This is a genomic window from Methylobacterium planeticum (genome assembly GCF_008806345.1).
Taxonomy (GTDB): domain Bacteria; phylum Pseudomonadota; class Alphaproteobacteria; order Rhizobiales; family Beijerinckiaceae; genus Methylobacterium; species Methylobacterium planeticum.
This window is the reverse complement of sequence record NZ_VZZJ01000031.1, coordinates 1-23,608: the sequence shown is the minus strand read 5'-3', so window position 1 is coordinate 23,608 and position 23,608 is coordinate 1. Positions and strand designations below refer to the sequence as shown.

Sequence of the window (23,608 nt, the reverse complement as noted above, 5' to 3'; positions counted from 1 at the left end):
GTGTCGGTTCCAGGGCGAAGACTCCACCCTGGGCTGCGTTCGGACGCCCATCCGGTCCGCTGCCGTTCCCAGGCTCCTGAGATTTGTGGACGCCCGGGGTCCGCTCGGTTACGCTTGTGCGAAGGCAGCCGCGATCCCGCCGAGCGGGGATCGCGCTGCATCGAACTGCCGGGAGAGCGTCATGCTGATCGGAGCGCGCAGCGGCCTCGGCGCCGTCCTCGTCCTGGGTCTCGCCCTCGGTATTCCGGCGAGCCGTGCCCAGGATTCCAACCCGTCGAATTCCACGCCCCAGGCCGCGCGGCCCTGGACCGATCCACCGGTCCGCGGCAGCACGAATCCTGCGGCCCCGGCACCGGACCGTCCGTCCGCCGCCGAGACGCCGGTCGTGCGTGCCGAGACCGCGCCGCGGTCCCGCGGCGCGCGCCGGACCAGCCGGCGGACGGTGACGGCCGAGGCTCGTCCGCGGAGCCGCGCGGTGCGTCGCCAGGAGAACCGTCAAGCGAGCCGTCAGGCGAGCCGCCAGCCGAGCCGGCGCGTCACGATGTCGACCCTCCACCCGACCCGCGCGCGCGCCTCCGCCGCGCCGCGGTCGGGAGCCTACGCGGCCACGGCCCTGCCCGGCCGCTATGCCGCGCCTTACCCGGGCGCGTACCCGGCCGGCATCTTCGCGCGTCCGGTCTACGGCTACACCTTGGCCGATGATCGGGCGCGCCGGATCGAGGCGGCTCAGCGGGCCGGCTACATCGTCGTCCACAGCCGGTCGGTACAATTCCCGGATGGGCGCAGCCTGCGCACCTACCGGCCCTACGAGGCGCCGGACGAGGAGGAGTGAACCGGGGTTGGCACTCAGGCCGCTCGGTCCTCGGCCACTGCCGAACCAGGGCGATTCCCGAACCAGGGCGAGTCTTCGGGTGATTGTTACGGAGCGGCGCGTGCCATAACGGTGGGCGGGCGGACCGGGCATCCGCCTGCCCTGGGTGTCAGGCATGGCTTCGCGCGCGGCGTCATCGCCGATTTGTTCCGGGCGTCTCGCAACGCGCTGATGGCCGGAACGCGTGCGCCCGCGGGCGCCTCGCTCACCTCGATGGCGTGATCCGCGTCGTCCCGACCTGGCCATCCCCGCTCGGCGACCTCCCGTGGGGAGAACGCGACAGGCGACGGCCGCGGCGTTCCGAGCGCCCTCACTCGGCCGCGGCCGCCCGCGCCGGAATCGGCACCGCCTCCCCGCGCGCGAGCCAGGATGCGGTGAGCCCGATCAGTGCGGCGACCGAGAGCCAGAGGCCCGGCATCGCCGGGTTGCCGGTCCACTCGATCAGGCCGGTGCAGATCACCGGGGTGAACCCGCCGAAGATCGCGGTGGCGAGGCTGTAGGCCAGCGAGAATCCGGCGCTGCGGACCTCCGGCGGCATGATCTCGGTCAGGTGCACCACCATGGCGCCATTGTAGCTGGCGTAGAGAAAGGACAGCCAGAGCTCGACGCCGAGGAGCCGCCCGAAGCTGGGCGCCGAGGCGAGCCAGGAGATCGCCGGATAGGCGGTGAGCAGGGCGAGGGCCGTGAACAGGATCAGCAGCGGGCGCCGGCCGACCCGGTCGGAGAGCGCGCCCATCACGGGCAGCCAGAACAGGTTCGACACGCCGACGCAGACCGTGACGATGAGGACGTCGACGGCGCCGAGACGGAGCGCCTGGCGGCCGAAGGTCGGCGTGTAGACGGTGATCAGGTAGAACGACACCGTCGTCATCGTGACCAGCATCATGCCGATGAGCACGATGCGCCAGTTCGCCAGCATGGTGCGCCAGATCTGCGTGAGCGAGGCCGGTGCCTTGCGGTGCTGGAACGCTTCCGTTTCCTGCAGCGAGCGCCGGATGACGAACAGGAACGGGATGATCAGGCAGCCGATCAGGAGCGGGATGCGCCAGCCGAAGCTGTCCATCTCGGCCGGGGTCAGGCTGTTCTGCAGCGCGAGGCCCAGCGCTGCGGCGAAGATCACCGCCACCTGCTGGCTCGCCGATTGCCACGCGACGTAGAAGCCCTTGTTGCCGGGCGTCGCCATCTCGGCGAGGTAGACCGAGACGCCACCGAGCTCGGCCCCGGCCGAGAAGCCCTGCACGAGGCGTCCCAGCACCACGATCACGGGGGCGATGACCCCGATGCTGCCGTAGCCCGGCGCGATCGCGATCGAGAGGGTGCCGATCGCCATCAGCGCCAGCGTGAGGAGAAGTCCGGAGCGGCGGCCGTGCCGGTCGATATAGGCGCCGAGGACCAGCGCGCCGAGGGGCCGCATCAGGAAGGCGGCGCCGAAGGTCGCGAGAGAGAACATCAGCGAGGCGACCTCGCTCTCGCTCGGGAAGAACACCCGACCGATCGCCGCGGCGTAGTAGCCGAAGACGAAAAAGTCGTACATCTCCAGGAAGTTGCCACCCGTGACGCGCAGCACCGTGGCGAGCTGCGATCGGCGCGCCGGGGTTCCCGCGAGGTCGGTCATGGGGGTCACTCGCAGATCGGGCCCCGATGCGCGGGATTACGCCGAGGGCTTCATCCGTGTGACCATACGACAAGAACCCCGCCGGTCCAGACCGGCGAGGCTCACATCCTGACGATCCCGGGATTGTGACCGGATCTTAGCGGATTCGTCCGGGCCGGGCCGGCTCGAACACGATGCGGCGGTGGAACGCGCACCAGCTCTTGCCGTCGGCGACCGGCGCGCCGCAGCAGACGGCCCGATCGTTGGGCTCGCCGATGATGAACTTGCAGACGAAGGCGCCCGACTGCGCGAAGGGCACGCGCAGTTCGGCGGACGGCTCTGCGACCTGCTCGGCGTCGCCGATCTGAGACATGCGGACGAGTTGATTCATGAAGGGACGGCTCGTGAATTGTTCTGGGTGCGCGGGTGGGGGGCCCGGCAGGCGTTGCGGTCTTGCGCGTGGTGCGTCCGGCGAGCCGGCTCCCGATCGCGTGAGGGGCACGCCGCCGGAGAACCAGACCCGTGCGACCCTCGCGGGAACGAGGCGCAACAGCGTCATCGTGCTGTTATAACTGGGGTTCTTCCTCCGCGAAACAAGTCCCGCATGCACAGGACGCAACCGCGCACAGACATTTTCGTCGTCCGAGCTTGCCGGGACTTGGGTTTTGCACGCCGAGGCTCGAAATTTGCCGGGCCTGGGTTCGGCTGTACGAGGCGCTCGTTGCTCAAGTCCCGGCTACGGGGCCTGTTCCACGGCGCGTGCCCTCGATTCTCTGCGTATTCGTCCGTGCCGATCCGAGGGGCTTCCTTGAGGCTGTCGGCCGCAGCGTGTAGTGGCGGTCACGCGTTGCGGACCCTTCTGCCATGAACGTGGAAGCGGCTCTCTCACCAGCGGGTCGTCGCGTCCCTCCGGCATCCTGCGGGTCCGACGATCCGAGCTCGCTCTGGCAGAAGGGAAGCGGATGCGTGTCCTCGTCACCGGCTCCGCCGGATTCATCGGCTACCATCTGAGCCGGCGGCTCCTCGACGAGGGCCACGCCGTCACCGGGCTCGACGCGTTCTCGGATTACTACGACGTCGGGCTGAAGCGCGCCCGTCATGCCGATCTCGAAGCCGATCCCGCCTTCGAGGCCGTCGAGGGGCGCCTGGAAAGCCCGGGATTGCTGCGCGACCTCCTCGCGCGGATCCGGCCGGACATCGTCGTCCACCTCGCCGCGCAGGCGGGCGTGCGCTACAGCCTGGAGAACCCGCAGGCCTACGCGGATTCGAACCTCATCGGCAGCTTCAACCTGCTCGAGGCCGTGCGGGCGCATCCCGTGCGCCACCTGCTCCTGGCCTCGACGAGCTCAGCCTATGGCGGCAACACCGCCCTGCCCTTCCGCGAGACCGACCGGGCGGTGAGCCCCCTCACCTTCTACGCGGCCTCGAAGCTCGCCATGGAGGCGATGGCCCACTCCTACAGCCACCTCTTCGCCATCCCGACGACGGCCTTCCGCTTCTTCACGGTCTACGGTCCTTGGGGCCGACCGGACATGGCGCTGTTCCTGTTCACCCGGAAGATCCTTGCCGGCGAGCCGATCGAGGTCTTCGCCGGAGGGGCGGCCGAGCGCGACTTCACCTATATCGACGACCTCGTCGACGCGATCCGGCGGCTCGCCGACGCGCCGCCCTCCGCGCCCGGCGCGGGCGGACCGGTCGGCCCCTTCGACACCCTGAGTTCGAGCGCCCCTTATCGCCTCGTCAATATCGGGGGTGGGCGTCCGGTGCGCCTCGACGCGATGATCGATGCGCTTGAGCGGGCGCTCGGATGCCGGGCCCAGCGCATCCTGAAGCCCCTCCCCCCGGGCGACGTGGCCCGCACCGAGGCCAGCACCGAGCTTCTGCAGGCTCTCGTCGGCCACGTACCGGAGACCCCGATCGAGACCGGCATCCCGGCCTTCGTGGCGTGGTACCGGAGCTATTACGGCGCCTGAGCGGATCCGCCTTCCCCTCCTCGCCCCTGCCCCGTGCAACCGCGCGCCTTATGTGATTGAGTGCCGCCCCCGACGCCGCAGGACGGATCCCACATGGCGACATCACCCCTGGTCACGCCCGCATGGCTCCATGAGCGCCTCGACGCACCGGATATCATCGTCCTCGACGGGTCCTGGTACCTGCCCGCCGCCGGGCGCGACGCGGCGGCCGAGTACCGCGCCGCCCACATTCCCGGCGCGATCCGCTTCGATATCGACGCCATGAGCGACGAGGGCTCGTCCCTCCCCCACATGCTGCCGCGTCCCGAGGTCTTCGCCTCCCGGATGCGAAGCCTCGGCATCGGGGATGGCATGCACATCGTCGTCTATGACGGCATGGGCCTGTTCTCGGCCCCTCGGGTCTGGTGGATGCTGCGCACCTTCGGGGTTCGCGACGTGGCCGTGCTCGACGGCGGCCTCCCGGCTTGGGTCGAGGCCGGCTATCCGACCGAGGACGGCGAGCCTCACCCGCGCGACCGGCGCCACTTCACCGCCCGCCTCGATCATGGGGCCGTGGCGGACGCGGGTGACATCGCGCGCGCCCTATCCGCCGGCGCGACTCAGGTGGTCGACGCGCGCTCCGCACCGCGCTTCCGCGGCGAGGAAGCCGAGCCTCGACCCGGCGTCCGCCCCGGCCACATGCCGGGCGCCCGCAACCTTCATTATGCAGCCCTGCAGGAGAACGGGCGACTGAAGGACACGGAGCAACTCCGCGCCATCTTCGCCGAGAACGGTGTCGATCCCGACCAGCCCGTGATCACGACCTGCGGCTCGGGCGTCACGGCAGCCATCATCTCCCTGGCGCTGGAGACCCTCGGACGCCCGGCCCGCTCCCTCTACGACGGGTCGTGGTCGGAATGGGGCGCCGACGCGCGCCGTCCGGTCGCCACCGGCCCGGCCTAAGGCGGCCCGAGCGCGCCGAAGCAGATCCAGCGCCTCGGAGGGGCATCGATGCGCCGGGAGCACAGCCCCGCGCGCTTGCAAGCCCGTCCTACGATTTGTCCTCCGGGCGTCATCCTCCTGTTGCGCAGACAACGTCGGGTCATTTTTGCAACGCGGAGCCCGCAACGGCTCCGCCAGCGAATCCGACGATTGCCGGAAATATAGCACTTGCTATATCTCGCTCGGGATCGAGCGCGGGAGCGGGATTTGGGGTGGCACGGCGCGAAGTGCGAATCGACGGTGACGCCGCGCTGCGGGTTGCTGGGTGCGGCCGCTCTGGGTCTCGCTCTCATGTCCCCGTCTTCTCACGCTGCCGATCCTGCCGCGCCCCGCGCGGTGCCGGCTTTCGTCGATTGGTCGGGGCCTTATCTCGGCCTGCAGGGAAGCGCCGGTGCGTCCTTCGGCGCCCTCGCATTCGGCCCGACCACCATCGGCGGGCGCACGATCCCGGCCTTCAAGACCGGTGATGCCACCGGGCGCTCGGACAGGGGCCGCGATGCCACCACGGCGGTCGGAGGCGCCTTCGGCGGCTACAATTGGCAATCCGGCCCCTGGCTCTACGGACTCGAGGCCGACCTCTCCGGGGCCAACCTGAAGCGCCCCGTCGCCTCGACGGCGCTCGGCTTCGGCTACGGGGAGGCCGATCCCGTCTTCAGCGTGATCCGTGCCAAGACCGATCTCTACGGAACCTTGCGCGGCCGCCTCGGCTACAGCTTCGAGCGATCCCTGGTCTACGCCACCTTCGGCCTCGCGGGGGCCGAGACGCGGCTGCTCGCGAGCTATCCGGACCTGACCGGCGGGCCGCTCGCCACGCAGCGCCGCGACCTCGGCCGCCTCGGATTCACCCTCGGCGCCGGCGTGCAATATGCGATCAGCGACAGCCTCGCCCTCGGCCTTGACTATCGCTACGTCGATCTCGGGCGGAGCGGCCGCTTCGACCTCGGGAGCGTTCCGGGGCCTGCGGGCGGCCTGGTCTCGACCCGGGTCGGCTTCACCTCGAACCAGATGCTGGCGCGCCTGTCCTGGTATCCGGGCGGGCTCGGCCTCCCGGCGGAGGCCGACGAGGCCTCAACCCTCGGTCCCGGCAACGGCGAGACCGGCCGGTTCTCGCTCCATGGCCAGACCACCTTCTTCAACCAGGCGGTGCCCCGCTTCCGATCGCCCTACAGGGGCGAGAACAGTCTCGTGCCGAACCAGGCGCAGGCGACGACCACCGCCACGGCCTTCATCGGGTTCAAGCTCCTGGAGGGCACGGAACTCTACTACAATCCGGAATTCTCGCAGGGATTCGGCCTCAGCCGCACCCTCGGCATCGCGGGCTTCGTCAACGGGGAGGCCCAGAAGGCGGGGGCGCCCTTCCCGAAGCTGCGCTCGAACCGCTACTTCGTACGCCAGACCTTCGGGCTCGGCGGCGAGTCCGAGGACGTGCCCGACGGGCCGAACCAGGTCGCGACGCGGCGCGACATCGAGCGGATCACGGTCGTGGCCGGCAAGTTCGCCCTCGGCGACTTCTTCGATGGCAACGCCTACGCCCACGACCCGCGCATCGATTTCATGAACTGGTCGCTCTGGGCATCCACCGCCTGGGACTTCCCGGCGAACCTCCCCGGCTTCACCCAAGGCCTGATGGTCGAGTACAATCAGGCCGCGTTCGCGATCCGCGCCGCCTACACGCAGGTGCCGAAGGAGCCCTCGAACGACGTCCTCGATCCCCGCGTCTTCCGCCGGGGCGGGGCTACCATCGAGGTCGAGGAGCGCCACGTGCTGCCCGGGCTCGATCAGCCGGGCAAGATCCGGCTCGGCCTGTTCAGCAATGTCGGCAATTCCGCCAATTACCGCGAGGTCGTGACGCTGACCCAGGCCGGGCTGTTTGCCGACATCAACGACGCGGCCGCCGCGACCCGGCGCCCGCGGCGCAAGAGCGGGCTCTACCTGAACCTCGAACAGGCCCTCACCGCCGATCTCGGCCTGTTCGCGCGGGCGAGCGCCGCGGACGGCCGCAACGAGAACCTGTCCTTCACCGACGTGGATCGCAGCGTCTCGGGCGGGTTGTCGCTGAAGGGCACGGCCTGGAACCGGCCGGGCGACACGGTTGGCCTCGGTGCCACGCTCAACGGCCTCTCGCCGGCGCACCGCGCCTATTTCGCCAATGGCGGCCTCGGCCTCCTGATCGGCGACGGGCGCCTGAACTATGCCCCCGAGCGCGCCGTCGAGGCCTATTACGCCCTGAGCCTCACCAAGGCCGTGACCGTATCGCTCAATTACCAATACGTGGCCAATCCCGGCTACAACCGGGACCGGGGTCCGGCGAGCTTCTTCGGCACCCGCATCCACGCGGATTTCTGAGGCGGGCGGTCCCGCGCGGGGCCGCGTCGAGATCCCGCCCGAGGGCCGTGCCTCAGGCGGGCAAGCGATCGAGCAGGCGGTTGCCGAAGAAGGGAACGAAGCCGAGGCGGCTCAACCGTGCCCTGGCTCTCAGGCGGCTCAACGTATCGTCGAGGTACTCGATCGCGAGGATCGGCAGCCCGCGGGCATGCGCCTTCTCGAGATAGGTCAGGCTCCAGCGGACATCCTCGTCCGAGTTGGCGACGCCCTCGCCATGGAGGTTGTAGAGAAGGCTTTCCTTGCTGACGGCATCGATCGCCGCGCAGTAGGTTTCGTTCGCCAAGAGCGGTTCGGCGTTCTGTGCGACGAGCAGGAACCCCGCATGACGCGCCTTCGCGGTCGAGGAGAGCGTCGTGATCAGGTCGATCATGTCGCGCCGAGCCTGCACCTCGCGGCCCCGCCAATCCCCGTAGGCATCGACGCGGTCGAGGAAGACGCCGTCGAACCCGGCCGAGAGGATCGCGTCGAACATGCCCCCTTCCCCGAGGAGCAGCCTCCGCCATTCCGGCAGCCAGTAGCGGACCGCGAAGCTGCCCGGCCAGCGCGGGTTCTCGGGTCCGAGCCAAGCCGGCGGAGCGTCGCGCCAGCCGGGCTGCCAGTACGCGCGGTAGCTCTCCGCTTCCCCGACGCTCAGATAGGCCAGGACGAGGCGGCGCCCGCCGTCGGGCTTGGTTCGAAGGGCCGAGACCCCGGCCGGCCCGAGCCGTTCGCCCTCCACGATCGGATCGATCACGATCAGGTCCAGATCCGAGGCCGCGATCGAGTCCAGCGCGATGCGCTGATACTGGCAGCCCCAGTTCGCGACCTTGACGCCGGCGAGGTTCGCCGACGCCCGTGAGCTGAGCAGAGGGGCCGCCCCGAGACCGCTGACGAGGCCCGCGATGCCGAGGAGGCCGGTGAGGATCAGGGGTCTGCGTGTCATGAGCTTCGCCATGGTGCCTCCCGTCCGGAGCGCGCGCTCCTACTTTTCGGCGACCTGATCGGTCGCCTTCACCCGCTCCGCCGGCGCGACCCGGACGCGCAGGACGTCGCCCGGCTCGAGCGCGTCGAGCTCGGCCGCGCGGAGGGATTCGGTGACGTCGCCCGTGCGCCGGACCACGTCGTAGACGAGGGCTCCCGCCTCCCGGCTCGGCGCCGGGCCCGTGCGTGCCATCAGGGCCGTCGTCGCGTTCAGCGCAGCGTAGGCGCGCTCGGCCTGCTGGATCTCGCCCTCGACCTGCGCGAGGTCGCGCTCCAGGTTGAGGCGGCGCTCAAGCTCGCTCTGCTCGAGGGCCTTCTTGGCGTTGTCCTGGCGCTGCTCGGCCTGCAGCAGGCTGATCTCGATGTCGCGGCGGCGCCCTTCCATGTCGACGTAGTCGCGCCGCACGTCGGCCACGCGCTCGTTCTCGACGACCTGCCGGGCGAAGAGCGCCTCCATCATCTTCAGGCGTTCACCCCGAACCTTGATCTGCGCATCGAAATTGGCCATGCGCTGGCGCAGGAGATCGATCTCGTCCTGAACGGCCACGATGGCCCGCTCCTTCGTAGCACGCGCGCTGGCCTGGTTCTTCGCACGCAACTGCGCCATCCGCTGCTCGCCCGCGAGCAGCGCCGTCGAGGCGTCCGCTCCGATGAGGTCGCGCAGGGCGGGCGCCTGGGCCACCGCTGTCCCATCCCGCTCCGCGATGAGGACAGCCTTGCGGACGAACAGCCCTTTCAGCCGATCGCGCGCTCCGTCCCGGCGCTCATGCTCGCGCGTCGTCTCGATGGCCTGCGCGGGCGTGCCGTTCTCCATGTCGCCGCCAGCGAGCGCCACCGCCTGGATCACCATCAAGCCGGGCGCGTAGGCGAAGGAGCCGGGGTTGCGGACCGCGCCCACGACGTAGATCGGCGCCCGCTGCAGCATCGAGATCGTGATGTTGCAGCGCCGGTGGAACAATCGGTCGAAGGCCTCGCCGAGATCGGCCTTGAAGGCCGATGCCGGCCGGCCGACGGCCTCGATCGCTCCGAAGAGCGGCAGAACGACCGTTCCGCCGGGCTCCACGGTGTACTCGCCCGAAAGATCGACCCGTGGGTAGACGGTCTGCAGGAGGGGCGACGGCGCCTCGCGCTGCGCACCCTTGTCGGCCTCGGAGGTGTCGGGCACCTCCATCATCTCGAAGATCGTCACCTTGAGCCGATCCCCGACCCGGAGCAGGGGCTCGGTTCCAGCCCGTGCGGCCCCGGGCGCCATCGGCGAGATGGCCAGGAGCAGGGCGGCCAGGACGCCGAGGCTCCGAGGGCGGCACCGTCTGGCTTCGAACCGATCGTTACGCGTCATGATCCGTCTCCCTGCACGGCGTCGCGCCGTGCTGCTGCTCAAGCCCGTTGCGCGCTCGTGGCACTGCCGACGAACACGCGGAAATCGATGGATCTCAGGACCCTCATCAGAGCGAGGAGGGAGGCGAAGCCCGCGGCGATGCAGGTCACCATGTAGCCGGCACCGAGCGTGCCCGGCTCGAGATGGGAGAAGACCAGCGTCAAGCCGGCAAGGCTCGCCAGGAAGGCGACTTGCAGGGCGGCGTAGATGCGCGTCGCATCGAAGAAGATGAGCAACGCCGAGCAAGACATGAACAAGTATTGGAACAGGGCGCCGACGGTGCCCATCCGCAGAACGCCGATCTGACGGAACTGCAGGCTGACGGCCTCGACGATCGCGGGCGCCGTCAGCACGACGATGATGCAGAGCGCCGTCTGCACCATCATGATGCCGGCGAGGGTCCGCATCGTCTCGCGCTCGAGGATCTGCGCCTGCCGCCGGATCGTCTTGAGCGTGGCGTGGTTGTCGATCGAGTGGAAGTAGGTCTGGTAGCGGTCGAAGAAGGTGGTTTCCAGGCTGGTCACGAAGAGCGCCAGTGCCGGAACCACGGTCAGGCTCGCGATGAACATCGGACCGTCGTAGATCGGGGCGTGGATGAGGCCGGCCTCGACGGGCTCACCGTAGCCGCTCATCCAGATGATCCACTTGTCGACCCAAACGCTCAGGCTGCCGGCCAGGGCGCCAACGGCGAGGGAGGGGCTGCAGCGCAGGCGCTGGAGGAAGGCCGAGCGCGCCGCCGCGAGGGTCCGGCACGGTGCCGGGAAGGTGGCGGCGAAGCTCGCCGTCAGCCAGAGGAACACCACCACGAACCCCGCCGCGAAGCCCCACATCATGGCGACAGGGCCGAGATCGACGAGAGCCGCCGATACCGCCAAGCCGACGGCGGTGAGGAGCCCGGTCGCGAAGGCGAGCGTCACCTGAAGGTAGTCCCGCACCGCGCCGCAGAACGCCAGGCCGACCCAGACCATGCTGACGACCTGAGAGGCGGCGATACCGACGGCCGCGACATCCGGGGCCGTCGGGAGGAGGACGAGGAAGACGAGCGCCGAGAGCACGAGGGTGGCGGCGCCCCCCGCGAGCAGCGTCAGCGCGAAGAGCGCCCGCACGTCGCCGTACTGGCGCCGGTAGAGGGCATCGGCCAGGACGCGCGTGCCTACCATGGCGATCGGCGCCGTGCCGACGAGGGACAGCGAGAAGACGTAGACGACGAGAACCCGGAAGGAGGCGAGCGCTTCCTCGCTCATCACCGGGGCCGCCGCCTCGCCGATGACGAGGATCGCCATCACGGTGTAGAGCCAAGGCCCGGCTGCCACGATCGCCGCGTGGGCGACCGCCGCGACCGGTCCCAGGATCTCGTCGCGTCCGCCGAGGCGGCGCAGTTCGAATCCGATCCCCGCCATCGTTCAGGCCTCCACCAGCTTGGCGTCCGCACCGGCGGCATCGAGGAATTCGGCGTAGGTATCCCGGTAGGCCGCGAGGGCGTCCTCCGAGGCGTAGTAGCGTCGCACGCGCGCCCGCAGGGCCTCGCCGGCGGCGTGCCGGCGCTCGGGGTCGAGAAGAAGCCCGGCAATCGCCGCCGCCGTCGCGCCGGGGTCCACGAGGGGCGTGACGACACCACCCGGCCCGAGCCGTGGGACCTCCGAGGAGCGGCCCTCGAGGATCTCGCGGCAGGACCCGACATCGGTGGCGACACACGGAATGCCCGCCGCGCCGGCTTCGAGGATGACGAGCGGCTGCGCCTCGCTCAGGCTCGTCAGGACGACGACGTGGATTTCCGCGAGGTAGTCGACGATCCGCACGGGCCCGGTGAACTGGACGATCTCGGACATTCCGAGCTCCGCCACCAGCGTCAGGCATTCCTCGTAGTAGCCCTGATCCTCGTCGGTCGGTCCGAGAACCAGTGCGCGCAGGTTCGTGACGTCGCGCGCCAGGATCGAGGCGGCCTCGATGTAGGATTTCACGTCCTTGATCGGCACGACCCGGCCGATCAGGGCGATGGTCGGGGTCGCGTCGCACTCCGCCCGGGCAATTCCGGAGAATTTCGCGAGGTCGATCCCGTTGGCGATCACGGCCAGCCGCTCCGGCGGCGCCCCGAGCGCTCGCTGAAGTCGCTGGTTGTCCTCGTAGAGCGTGATGATCCGGCGGCAGGCCTGATAGCAGATCAGTGCGTGCGCATCGAAGATCTGCATCCAGATATCGCGCAGATCGACGCGCTCGTCGTGGAGGCTGATGCCCTTGTCGACGGTGTCGCAGATCCATTCCGCCATCAGGATCTCGATGCGACGCTCGTTGGTGTAGATCCCGTGCTCCGTGATCAGGGCCGGACGACCGGTCTCGATCGCGGCCCGCGCCGCGAGCAGCCCGGCATAGCCCGTCGAGATCGTGTGATAGATCCGGGCCGGCGGAAGCGGTGCCTTCAGGACCGCGAACAGGCCGCCGAACAGGGCGCGCCAAGCCCAGAAGAAGTGGAGGAACGAGGCGTGCGGCATCAGCCGCTCGTACATCTGGCAGGTGACCTGCCAGGAGAGCCGCGACGCCATCAGGCTCGGCAGCGACAAGCCGCGCGCCGGGTCGTTGACCAGGCGCACGAGATCCTGGAACGCGGGTAGACCTCCGCTCTTCACCAACTCGATCAGCGTCTCGGACAGGGCGTTCCCGACATCGCTCGCGGTGTCGCCGTGCTCTCGCCAATCCGTCGAGCCGAAGTCGCCGTGAAGCTGGAGCTCCTGCAAGCCGACGACGTTGTCCGGCAGGCGGTACCGCACCTCGCGGGGCTCCGATCCCGCGACGATGGCCACCACGCTGAACGTCAATCCGGGATTGCCCCGGATCAACCAGTCGATCCAGGACGAGACGCCCCCCGCAACATACGGGTAGCAGCCCTCGACGATGAGGCAGATATCCGCCTCGGCCGGCTTCGGTCGTTGCTTAGGCCCCAGGCGCATGACGCACGTCCCCAATGCTCAAGGTCTTGGCCGGAAGCGCGAGCCGCTTGGCGACGTCATGCAGGTCACGGGCGCGGCGCAGCTTCATCAGGCTCTCCGCCACCGTCGCGGCGGCGCCTCGGTCGTTCAGTCCGTGCGCCGCCCGCAGGGACAGCACGTCGTCCCAGCGCCGCAGATCGGAGAGGAGGCGGCAGAGCAGGGTCAGCGACGGGCCGTGCTCGGGATCGAGCGCGCGGGCGCGCCGACAGTGGTCGAGGGCCGTCTCGCGCGCCGTCCGCGTGTCGGCTTCGTCGAGGAAGCCCCCTTCCGCGAGCCGCACCAGGCGCGTTGCCCGGACATGGAGGTCATCGGGGGATCCGCTCGCGTTCTCCTCGCCGGCGAGATCCTGGAAATCGAGACGCGCCCGGGTGCGCAGCTTGACGGAGACGGCCGCTGCGTGAACGCGGATGCTCGGCTCCGCACTGTGCAGGGCCTGTCTCAGCAGAACCCTGTAATCCGGGTGATAGGCGAGACCGATCAGCCCGAGCAGGGCCTGCTGCGGCGCGAGCGGGCCGCCGAGGACGCTCGGGAAATGGGATTGGGCCTGGGATCTGCGCGCGCGCCCGTCGACGATCCTGTCATACAGGGCGACGGCCGGATTGGCCTCGGTGACACCGGAGATCTGCCGATACCAGGTCTCCAACTCATGCGGTGAGACGCGTGTGAGGGACAGCATCAGGTAGAGCGCCAGGACACCGACCGTTCCCAGGGGGCCCGCGCATGCCGTGAGCAGAAGGGCCAGGACGAAGAGGGTGAGATCCTCCGCGAATGCCCGCCGTGCCGCCGTGAAGGCGACGAGCACGATCGCGTGCCCCGCGAGGGCAGCCGGCGCGGTCAGCAGGTGGGACAGTGCGCCGAACAGGAACCCGGCCTCCGCGACGAGCAGCGCCGAGAGCGCGAGAACCGGTGCGGCGGAGAGGCGAGCGGCGTGGCTCAGGACCTGCACGACATGTCCCCCGTCAGAGCATCGGACATGCGCGGCTCCTCGAACGCCGCGCGTGTCCGGGCGGGATCGCGGTGGCTCGTCGCATCGTCCTGCGAACGCTGAACTACCGTCTCCGGCGTTCCATTGGCGCGGTCGAAGGCTTCACCGAGGGCGTGCGCGATGGCCAGCACCGCGCCGACGGTCGCCGGCACCAAGCGATCGGGCGGAACCGACTCGATGACCAGGAGGCCATGGTGCGGGCCGCCCTCGATCGGACGCACCGGGCAGGCGAAGATGCCGACGCCGTCGAGCAACCGGGCATCCGCCTCGTCGAAGACGCTCAGGACCCTCGGCCTGCAGCAGGCGACCGCGTAGACCATGGCCGTGCGGACGATGTCGACCGGAGCCCTGGTCTCCGGATCGCCCACCGCGTCCCGCGCCGCGGTGAGCTCTCCGTCCCGGAGCGGATAGAGCGTCCAATGCGCGTGTCCGAGCCATTCCGTGACAGCGGCCTGGATCAGGGGCCGCACGGTATCGAGCGCGTCGGTCGTGCGGATGCGCTGGAGGCTCGCGAGCCCGGCCTCGATCGATCCGGTGTGCGCCGTGGCGGCCTGACGTTCGTGAGCGGTCAGGTCTTCCTGGAGGTCGTGGCAGAAGCCCGCGATGGTGTCGCGCTGGTGCTCGGTCTGGTGCAGGCGCTCCTCCAGGGCGAGCCGCTCCCGGATCTGCCGATTGCGCAGGCCGCCGATCACGATCGCGGCCCCGATCCAGAGGACCGGCTCGCGCCAGACCCGCATCGAGTAGGTGTAGAAATCCTCCTGCGAGGTCTGAGCCGGCCACCCCGCCAACCAGCTCAGGGCGGTGGCGAGTGCGGCCACGATGAGGCCGGTGCCGCTGCCGTACTGCACGCTCATCAGGATGATGGGCAACCAGAAGGGGTGCGGTGTGATCTGCGCCAGGGAGGCCGGTCCCGGGATCAGCCACTCCACGATCATCAGGAGGAGGAACAGGAAGCAGGCTTCGTACTTGCCGCGCAGGCCCGAGAGCTGGCGCGCGAGCACGTCCGCGCCGTTGCCGAGGGTTCTGGGGAGCTGCCTGAGCATGATGCTGTCCTCTCGGTCCTCTTGGCCGTGCTCAGTGGGCGTTGTTGGCGAGGCGCCGCGTCCCCGCAGGCACGCTCTCCGGTCCGACAGGATGACCGAGCTGTGCCGCGAGGCCGCGATAGGCTGGCATCAGCTTGCTCGGGAGCAGACGGCGCTGCCGCAGGCTGCCGAGGATCGCGAAAGCGCCCTGCTGCGTGTCGGCCCGCAGGAGGAGTTCGAGCCAGGCCTCCAGATCGGGGTCCGGCATGGTCATGAGGTCCGCCGCGGCCAGGATGCGACCGGCACTCGAACCTTCGCCGCGGGCGATGGCGAGGCGCGCCGCAAAGACGGGCCGGGTACGCAGGACACCGGGAGGCAGCGGCGGCTGGAGAAGCGCGATGGATTGCAGGCCGAATTGCACGGCCATCGCCTCAGCAAAGATCGCCTGGAATTCCGGCGACACCGGCCGCGTGCGCAGCCTGGCGAATGTGGCCCAGACGGCCCCCGGATTGCCGACCGCGACAGATGCGGCGACGTACCCCTCGATCTCGACCTTGGTGAGGGGCTGGTCGGGAAACGGCCATCCCGCCAGGAGCGTCGCGGCGATGCGGCGGTTGCCCTGGTCGGCGAGGGTTTTGGCGAGGTAGAGCCGCGCATCCGGATGCAGGGCGGCGCTGGCGGCCGCCAGGGATTGGGCGGTCTCCGGCGGAGCCTTTGCGGCAAGGCGCAGCGTGAACTGGGTGGCGAGCCACGGCTTGTTCCAGCGCTCCAGCCAGGCCTGGGCCCGCTCGGACGCCTCCGCGTAGAGGCCGCACCCGATCAGCAGCTCGAACAGGAGCCGACGCGGCTGCTCGGCCTCCGCCACCGACCTGGCATCAACCTCGCGCAGGACATCCAGGGCGCGCGGGATCCGATCCTCCGCGGCGAGGAGCGCGCCGAGCCGCTCCAGCAGCCGCGGCTCGAGTTTCCCCGTCGATGCGGCCTGTTCGAGGACCTTGCGCTCCTCGTCGTAGCGGCCGGCGTAGCGATGGGACGTTGCGAGGCGGGCCACATAGGCGGGGGCCGGATCGACCGCGATGAGTCTGGTCAGGGCCTCGGCGAGGCCGGCCGCGTTGTCGGAGGCCTCGTACGCCTTCACCAGCCAGGTGAGCGCGTCCCGGTCATTTGGGCGCGCCAGGACATAGAGCTCCATCATGTCGGTCGCGCGTGATGGATTGCCGATGCCCTCCTGCAGCAACGCGAGTTGCATGAGCACGCGCGGCTTGGCACGGCCGGTCTGGAGCATGCGCTCGATCTCCGTCACCGCTTCGGCCTGCCGGCCATCGCGGATCAGCATGGCGATGCGCTCTTCCGGACCCGATTGGAGAGCGTAGCCGGCGACCGCGCAGATCACGACGGCCACGGCGATGAGGATCCGCGTGAGGCTCACCGGACACCTCCCGCGGCATCCTGCTGCCGCGCGATGGAGAGGGACAGGGGCTCGATGGCCGCCGGTGCGACCGAGAAGGCGAGCTGCCCCCGTGCGTCCGGCTCGACATCGACGCTCCACACGAGCTTGTCGGCGCGGTGCGCCTCGACCCGATAGCGGCCCGGGGCGACGCCTTCCCAGGTGAAATCGCCAGGGCCGTATCCCTGAGCGGAGAAGCGCCACGCGAACGTGTCACGGCTCAACCCCGATACCTGCCAGCGGCTGTCCCGGAGACCGACAAGGTTGCACGGCTTGGATCCGGCCGCCCCGAGAGCCAGACGCACCGTCGCCACCGCCGGATCGAGCGAGACGTAGAGGACGCTGCCCTGCCGGGTGCTGCCGAGCACGCCTTCCGACCGCGCGAGGTCGATCTCGACCGTGTCGGCCTCGTCGAACCGCAGGGTCTGCACGGCCCCGCGATTCCGGATCGACCAGCTCGACGGACCCGTCGCCACGATCTCGACGCGGAAGAAGTCGTCGGCCATCGCGGCATAATCCGAGGTTCGGATCGGGATGACCGGGGCGTTCCGTGCTTCGTCCAGGTAAGCCTGGATCAGGTGCAGGGCCTCGGAATTGCCGATCGTCATCAGGTGGTAATGAAGGTTGAAGCCCTTCAGGCGGCGGGGCGCCTCGGTGTTTCCGAGCGTCGTGCGAAGGCCGCGCAGGGCCTCGACGGCGGGCCGCCACATCCGGACGAGGGGAACCTCGTCGGCTCCGACGGCGTAGATCTGGCGCTGATTTCCGACCGGGCGTGCGATCGGCGGCAGGTGGGCAGCCGAGGGATAGAGCTGATCGAAGCGCGCCTCGCCGCCATTGATGTTCAGGAGGCCGAGACCACGTGTCGCCGCAATCATCTCCTCCGAGGGGCGCGCATCTCCGGTCCATTGATAGAGACGCGGTTGCTTGTCGCTCGGCGATAGATCACGGACGATAGCCGCGGCGCCTTCGGTTTCCTGAACGAGATCGAACGGCTTGAGCAGGTAATTGCGCGGATACTCGCGTGCCTTGGCGACGAAACGATCGGTGCGCGTGCTTCCATTCACATAATCCGCCAGGCGCCGCAGCCCGAACCGGCCCGGCGTTCGCGCATGCGCGATCAGATCCTCTTCACGCGCACGATCGTAGGTTTCGAAATATTCCCAACGATAGGGCCTGGTGTAGGAGGCGACGCTCGGTTCCACCTGCGGGGAGGACCAGATCGCCTGCACGAACTCGCGCGGCGTCTCGTTGCCGCCGATGGTCGGATCGAGATCGCCGGGTGTCAGGGCGAAGGTGACCGGCAGGTCGGTGTATCGATTGACGATCTCCTCCTGGAAGATCTGGGCGACGAGAACCTGCTCCTTCGCCTTCGTCAGAACGACGTTGTTCAGCCCTTCGCTCTCGACGTGGCTGAAGAAGATCCGGCGTCCCGAGAGGGTGGTGACATCGGGAATGGGCGACGGCTCGTCCCGCAGAGCGCGCGCGAAGAACGTGAACGGATCGATGAGCCAGCGGGCGCGGCCGAACGCCGGGTCCTCGACGATCTCGTATCCGGACGCCGCGTAGCCTCCTCGGCTGCTCACCCCGACGACGACGCTATGGCCGCCGCCCTCGCGCTCGGGCACGGCCAACTCGAGCCAGGGTTCGAAATCCGGTCGCAGCTTCTCGACGACCTCGAAGGCCGGAAGGACAGGGTCGCGCTGTCCTTCGAATGCCACGAGGGCGCGGTTCGGAGCCCGGAGGATCGTTCCGAGCGTCAGCTCGACCGCGCGACGACCATGCCGCAGCCCGATCGAGCCGAGGACGGCATCGACCGCGACGGCGTCATCCGTCCAGTAAGAGCCTCCGCTGGCGCCCAGAACCACCACCCGACGCGCCGATCGCAAGGCGATCCGCGCCCAGTCGAGGTAGGCCCGGCGGTCAGCCGGAGGCGCCGAGAACCAGCTCAGAACACCGGCATAGCGTGAGACGTCGCCGGCGCTCGGCAGGGCTTGGCGGACATCCCGGTATTCGACCACGAAGCCCAGGTGATTGAGCGGAAGCTCGGCGTAGCGGTGGATCCGGGTCTCGGCCGCAACATGCTCGACATCACCATCATAGAGAGCCAGGACGGTGCGGCCGACCGCGGAGGATGCGACCGCTGCGCTCCCGGGCAGAACGATCAGCAGGCCGAGCCAGCACATCCAGATGCCCATGCCGCACGCCGTGAGCCCGGTCCGATGCGGTGTGAAACCTGAGCTCATCAATGCTCTCACGTCCTGGGCGATGCGCTCGACAACGAAGCGGGGCCGGTGCGTTCGCCCCGACATAGCGGCTTGGCTCCAGAGCGTTTCATCTCTCAGCGAACCAAATATGTCTGAGGTTTGTCGCAGCACCAGAAATCATATTGGCTAACTCATTGTAGCACCAAAGAGCTAGATTGCCTTTACTTTGCAATTGCAATTAGGATTGCATAGAGAAATCCGCGATTGATTGAGACCGTACCAAGACAATAATCGCGCGAAATCTTTGTCCTGCTAATGAAAATTGCGCAACGCGCCACTGAATTCAAGAATCCTCAGCGCTGATCACGTCAGCGGATTGCAATCTGCAAAGTATAGGAGAAACAGCCGTGTCAACAATTTCCATCGACGGGAAGCTGGACGAGTGGACGGCTGCCGACCGGATTGACACGACAGCACCTGTGCCGGGGTACAGCGTTTACGGGAAATTCGACACGACCACGAGCACCTATTACCTTGCTCTTCAGCTGGGTACCGGAGCAGAAGCCACGATTGGACCGAAGACGACGATCTGGCTGAACACGGATAAGAATTCTACAACGGGATATCAGGTGTTTGGCTTCGGGGTTGGGGCTGAATACAAGATTGAATTTGGCGCTGACGGAAATCCGGGCCTTTACGCAATTGATTCAACCACAGGTGTCGAGACTCCCGTTGCCGGCACGCTTCAGTACAAATTTTCCGATAATAAACAAATCGTCGAGTTGGCGATCCCACAGAGCAGTCTGGCACAGACCAGCTCATCCTTTTCGTCAGGTACGATACCCGGTATCGGCCTCGCCGTGGACGTCAACGATGCTGCGGCCGCGTATCTCCCCGGCAATTACGCGCTGCAATACGGGATTAACGTTCCGCCAACGCATATCGATGACGGGCATCTGAAGGTTGGCATTGTTTACTCGGAAACGAGCGCAGCAAAGTATTTCAACACGACGGCCTACTCCGACCTCTTCATGGCTGCCCAGAATCAAGCGACGATGGCAGGCGTTCCGTATGACGTACTCTCGGAGGCAGATCTCACCAACGTCGACACGCTGAAGAAATACGATACCCTGATCTTTCCGTCTTTCGCCAACGTCAAGTCGGCAGATGTCAGCGCAATCCAGAACACTTTGACCGACGCCGTTTACAAATACGGTGTCAGCCTGATCGCGGCTGGCAACTTCATGACCAACGATGAGGCCGGCAATGCCCTTGCGGGAGATTCCTACGCACGCATGAAATCGCTGCTCGGCGTGGAGCGAGTGAATGGTGACAGCGTTTCGTCCGTCACGGTAACGGCATCCGGAAACAGTGCACCGGTCATCGGCTATGCCGCAAACGAGGCAATCCATACCTATAACGCGAACGCGACGTCGCAGGTGGGTACCGCTTATTTCTCCGGTGTTGACGGGGCGAATACGCAAGTCGTCGCAACCCAAACCTCTACGGGAGGAACCATCCCCGGGACTTACAACGCGATCCTCGCCACACATACCGGCGGCAGCAACGTCTTCTTCGCGACCGAGGGCATGTTGGCTGATAGCAACATGTTGAGCCACGCTCTGGACTATACAATCCAGACTCAAAAAGACAGGGGACCCGAGTTAAGCCTGCAGATGAGCCGTTTTTCGTCCATAGTCGCGACGCGCGTCGATATGGACCAAGTCATGAACCCGGAGGACGTCAGTCCGGGCGCCGGCAAGCAAGGAATCCTGGATAAATTTCAATCGATTGTCCAACAGTGGCAGAAAGACTACGACTTTGCCGGATCGTACTATGTCGATATCGGCAATGGAAACGGTACCAACGGCACTGGGACCAATTGGTCCGTCTCTGCGCCGTACTTCAAGCAGTTGATTGCTATGGGTGGCGAGATCGGCAGCCACTCCATCACTCACCCGGAGGATCTCGGTGCAATTCCGGCCACGCAACTCGCGACCGAGCTGCAGGATTCGGAAAAGCAGATCGAGCTGAATGTTGGCAACAATGTCGTGGGGTTTGCGGTCCCCGGGGCGCCCGAGACGGTGGATCTCGACGGGAAGATTTTCGCCGATCCGTCGAATTACACGTATGTGACGGGAAGATATACGGGCGTGGGGGCGAATTACCCGGGAGCGTTCGGGTATGCCACCCCGGCTGCGGCGACGGCGCAGCAAACCTTCTTGGCTCCGAACATGAAATCGGACTTCAGTCTCGTGGAGGCTTTGCCTCAATTTGGAGGCGGACTGACTGCTGCGGCGGCGGCCGTGGAATGGCGAAGTGAATTCGACGCCCTCAGCCTGCATTCGGATCTTCCCGTCGCGCTCTGGACTTGGCACGATTACGGAGCGACGATGTGGCCGACGGGTGGCGCCGGTAGTACGTCTCCCTATACGACGGATATGTATACGAGTTTTATCCAGTATGCTTATCAGAAGGGCGGCGAGTTCGTCACGTTGGCCGATTTGGCTGACCGCATTGCGGCGTCCAAGAACGCGACCTTCGACTACAGCTACGACAGCAGCAGCAGCACGGTGACGGCGAATGTCGGTGGCGGAAATTTAGGAAATTTCGCCCTCGACCTCGGAACGGGCTATCACATCGCGAGCGTGTCGTCAGGCGGCAAGGGATGGTACGCCTACGATGGGGATAGCGTGTTCCTCCCGGCTTCGTCGACCGGCACGAGTACGAGTTACAGTATTCAACTCGGGACCAGTACGAAGCCCGAGACGCACATCACCTCCCTGCCGATGCGCGCAGATCTACTCTCGCTGTCGGGGGACGGGCGCAACCTCTCGTTCAAGGTGACGGGCGACGGGCAGGTTACCCTCGATCTGGCGGAGCTCAACGGTCAGATCGTCGCGGTCACCGGCGCCACGGTCGTCAAGCAGGTCCAGGATGCGACCGGAACGCACCTGACGTTGGATCTGGGAGCAACGGGGACCCACGACGTCGCCGTCAATCTGGTGGCGCCTCCGACGAGCGGGACGGGACCGACGGTCGCGTTGTCTGCCTCGCCGACCAGCGTCAAGGCGGGCGGGACGGCGACGGTCACGTTCGCGTTCAGCGCGGCGGTGAAAGATTTCGACAGCGCGGACGTGGTGGCCACCGGCGGAACGCTCGGCACATTCACGTCGGTGGATGCGACGCACTACACGGCCTTGTTCACGCCCACGGCCGGTATCGACAACTTGACAGCGTCGATCCAGGTCTTGGGGAGCGGGACGGGAACGGCCTTATGGACCGACCTGACAGGCAAGGCCGGGACCGCCAGCACGGCCCTGACCCTTACGGGCGACACGAAGGCGCCGAGTGTGAGCCTGGCGGCTGCTCAATCGGTACTCGAGGTGGGAAAGTCGGATGCCATCACCTTCACCTTCAGCGAGGCCGTGTCGGGCTTCGACAATGCGGATGTGCAGGTGACCGGCGGAACGTTGGGGACGATCACCCCGACGGATGCCACGCATTACACAGCGTTGTTCACGCCGGCTGGTGCCAGCACTTTATCGGCTTCGATCCAAGTTCTCGGTAGCGGAGCAGGATCGTCTGCCTGGGCGGATACGGCAGGCAATGCCGGCATCGCGAGCTCGTTGCTGAATCTCACCGGCGGCACGGGCGGGACTGGCGGTACAGGCGGTACAGGCGGGACTGGCGGTACAGGCGGGGGCACCGGCGGGACTGGCGGCGGCACAGGAGGCACCGGCGGCTCGGGCGGCACGGGCGGCGGAACCGATGGAGCGCCGCAGCCTCTGAACGCGCACCATTTCGGGATGGTGAGCCATGATGTCCACACCCCTGCCGGAACAGTCTACGCCCTTTACGACGCGGCTTTCGATCGACCCTCGGATGTCGGTGGGCAAAGTTACTGGACCGGTGCCCTCAACAGCGGCATGTCGCTGCACGATCTCGCGGAGATGCTTCTGCAATCGCCGGAAGGTCAAGCACTCCTCGGGATCGCCGACAACAAGTCCTTCGTCGAGGCACTCTATCACTCCGCCCTGCATCGCGCCGGCGAAGCCGATGGGGTGCAGCACTGGACCAGCGCCCTCGATCAGGGCATGAGCAAAGCCGACGTTGCCGTGCAGTTCGCTCTCTCGCCAGAGAACGTGGCGAGCATTCAACCCGCGCTCGATGCGGGCATCTTCACGGCCGACAACCACGCGACGGACGTCGCACGCCTCTATTACGGCCTGCTCAACCGGGCGCCGGATGCGTCCGGACTGGACGCCTGGACGGCCATGTCCACAGGAGGTGTGTCGCTGCAGAGCATCGCCCAGAGCTTCCTCGGATCAGGCGAGTACTCCGCTCAATTCGGCACTCCGACCGATGCCGCTTACGTCGAGGCGCTGTATGAGCATGCCCTCGGACGACATGCGGAAACCGGAGGCTTGGCGGGCTGGACGGGGCTCCTGAGCAACGGGGTCTCGCGCGCCGACGTCGCCCTTGGCATCGCGGAGAGCCCGGAGGCCCAAATGCACCTGCTGTCGAAGATCGAGGCCGGCTGGCACCTCGTCGCCTGAGCCGGCACCCAGCCCGCCAAGCCGGACCGGCTTGGCGGGCTGGATCCGAAACCAACCATCCTCGGCGGGATCGCCCGCAGGTCGCCACTGACGTCGGCCGCGGTCCGAGACACGCGCGCAATTCATCGTTGGAGCATCAAGTCCATGTGCGGCATCGTCGGCATTGTCGGGCAGAAATCCGTGGCGGCGCAGGTCACCGAGGCGCTGCGGCGGCTGGAGTACCGGGGCTACGACTCGGCCGGGATCGCCACCCTGGAGGACGGTC

Annotated in this window: 15 protein-coding genes; 5 read left to right on the top strand and 10 right to left on the bottom strand. The window is 67.6% G+C overall.

Annotation, left to right across the window (positions count from 1 at the left end):
• Window positions 1–181: 181 nt before the first annotated feature.
• Window positions 182–832 (top strand): hypothetical protein, encoded by a 651-nt coding sequence (locus F6X51_RS23560; RefSeq protein ID WP_150966115.1) that lies wholly within the window; start codon window positions 182–184, stop codon window positions 830–832.
• 349 nt (window positions 833–1,181) lie between these two features.
• On the opposite strand, the gene tcuC is transcribed toward F6X51_RS23560, so the two are convergent.
• Window positions 1,182–2,486: an MFS transporter gene (gene tcuC / locus F6X51_RS23555; protein WP_150966114.1), complete on the bottom strand. Its 1,305-nt coding sequence runs from the start codon at window positions 2,484–2,486 to the stop codon at window positions 1,182–1,184.
• Between the two features lie 136 nt (window positions 2,487–2,622).
• On the bottom strand, window positions 2,623–2,856 hold the full coding sequence (locus F6X51_RS23550) for a hypothetical protein (RefSeq protein WP_150966113.1): 234 nt from the start codon (window positions 2,854–2,856) through the stop codon (window positions 2,623–2,625).
• A 571-nt stretch (window positions 2,857–3,427) separates the two neighbouring features.
• Between F6X51_RS23550 and F6X51_RS23545 the strand changes: the two genes are divergently transcribed.
• From F6X51_RS23545 to F6X51_RS23535, 3 genes are all read left to right on the top strand, one after another.
• The gene (locus F6X51_RS23545) at window positions 3,428–4,438 is read left to right on the top strand and encodes an NAD-dependent epimerase/dehydratase family protein (RefSeq protein WP_150966112.1); all 1,011 of its coding nucleotides are present in this window, start codon (window positions 3,428–3,430) and stop codon (window positions 4,436–4,438) included.
• 93 nt (window positions 4,439–4,531) lie between these two features.
• Window positions 4,532–5,380 carry a 3-mercaptopyruvate sulfurtransferase gene (sseA, locus tag F6X51_RS23540; protein WP_150966111.1) on the top strand — a complete coding sequence of 283 codons (849 nt, stop codon included), beginning with the start codon at window positions 4,532–4,534 and terminating at the stop codon, window positions 5,378–5,380.
• A 330-nt stretch (window positions 5,381–5,710) separates the two neighbouring features.
• Window positions 5,711–7,765 carry a carbohydrate porin gene (locus F6X51_RS23535; RefSeq protein ID WP_150966110.1) on the top strand — a complete coding sequence of 685 codons (2,055 nt, stop codon included), beginning with the start codon at window positions 5,711–5,713 and terminating at the stop codon, window positions 7,763–7,765.
• 52 nt (window positions 7,766–7,817) lie between these two features.
• Here F6X51_RS23535 and F6X51_RS23530 read toward each other — a convergent pair whose 3' ends face one another.
• The 8 genes from F6X51_RS23530 to F6X51_RS23495 are packed head-to-tail and all read right to left on the bottom strand — an operon-like array spanning window position 7,818 to window position 18,823.
• On the bottom strand, window positions 7,818–8,738 hold the full coding sequence (locus F6X51_RS23530; RefSeq protein WP_150966109.1) for an MJ1477/TM1410 family putative glycoside hydrolase: 921 nt from the start codon (window positions 8,736–8,738) through the stop codon (window positions 7,818–7,820).
• 27 nt (window positions 8,739–8,765) lie between these two features.
• Complete coding sequence (locus tag F6X51_RS23525; RefSeq protein WP_150966108.1) at window positions 8,766–10,103, bottom strand: polysaccharide biosynthesis/export family protein; 1,338 nt, start codon at window positions 10,101–10,103, stop codon at window positions 8,766–8,768.
• A 38-nt stretch (window positions 10,104–10,141) separates the two neighbouring features.
• The gene (gene pelG / locus F6X51_RS23520; RefSeq protein ID WP_150966107.1) at window positions 10,142–11,542 is read right to left on the bottom strand and encodes an exopolysaccharide Pel transporter PelG; all 1,401 of its coding nucleotides are present in this window, start codon (window positions 11,540–11,542) and stop codon (window positions 10,142–10,144) included.
• A 3-nt stretch (window positions 11,543–11,545) separates the two neighbouring features.
• Window positions 11,546–13,087: a GT4 family glycosyltransferase PelF gene (gene pelF / locus F6X51_RS23515; protein WP_150966106.1), complete on the bottom strand. Its 1,542-nt coding sequence runs from the start codon at window positions 13,085–13,087 to the stop codon at window positions 11,546–11,548.
• Window positions 13,071–14,072 carry a hypothetical protein gene (locus tag F6X51_RS23510; RefSeq protein ID WP_150966105.1) on the bottom strand — a complete coding sequence of 334 codons (1,002 nt, stop codon included), beginning with the start codon at window positions 14,070–14,072 and terminating at the stop codon, window positions 13,071–13,073. Before F6X51_RS23510 ends, pelF begins: the two co-directional genes overlap by 17 nt.
• A complete protein-coding gene (locus F6X51_RS23505) occupies window positions 14,060–15,154 on the bottom strand; it encodes a hypothetical protein (protein ID WP_150966104.1) in 1,095 nt (364 codons plus the stop codon). The genes F6X51_RS23510 and F6X51_RS23505 overlap by 13 nt, the downstream gene beginning before the upstream one ends.
• Window positions 15,155–15,185: 31 nt before the next feature.
• Window positions 15,186–16,562, bottom strand: a complete 1,377-nt coding sequence (locus F6X51_RS23500) for a tetratricopeptide repeat protein (RefSeq protein WP_150966103.1) — start codon at window positions 16,560–16,562, stop codon at window positions 15,186–15,188.
• Window positions 16,559–18,823 (bottom strand): polysaccharide deacetylase family protein, encoded by a 2,265-nt coding sequence (locus F6X51_RS23495; RefSeq protein WP_150966102.1) that lies wholly within the window; start codon window positions 18,821–18,823, stop codon window positions 16,559–16,561. Before F6X51_RS23495 ends, F6X51_RS23500 begins: the two co-directional genes overlap by 4 nt.
• 368 nt (window positions 18,824–19,191) lie before the next feature.
• Here F6X51_RS23495 and F6X51_RS23490 point away from each other — a divergent pair, with 368 nt between their 5' ends.
• Complete coding sequence (locus F6X51_RS23490) at window positions 19,192–23,343, top strand: DUF4214 domain-containing protein (protein ID WP_150966101.1); 4,152 nt, start codon at window positions 19,192–19,194, stop codon at window positions 23,341–23,343.
• Window positions 23,344–23,608 lie beyond the last annotated feature (265 nt).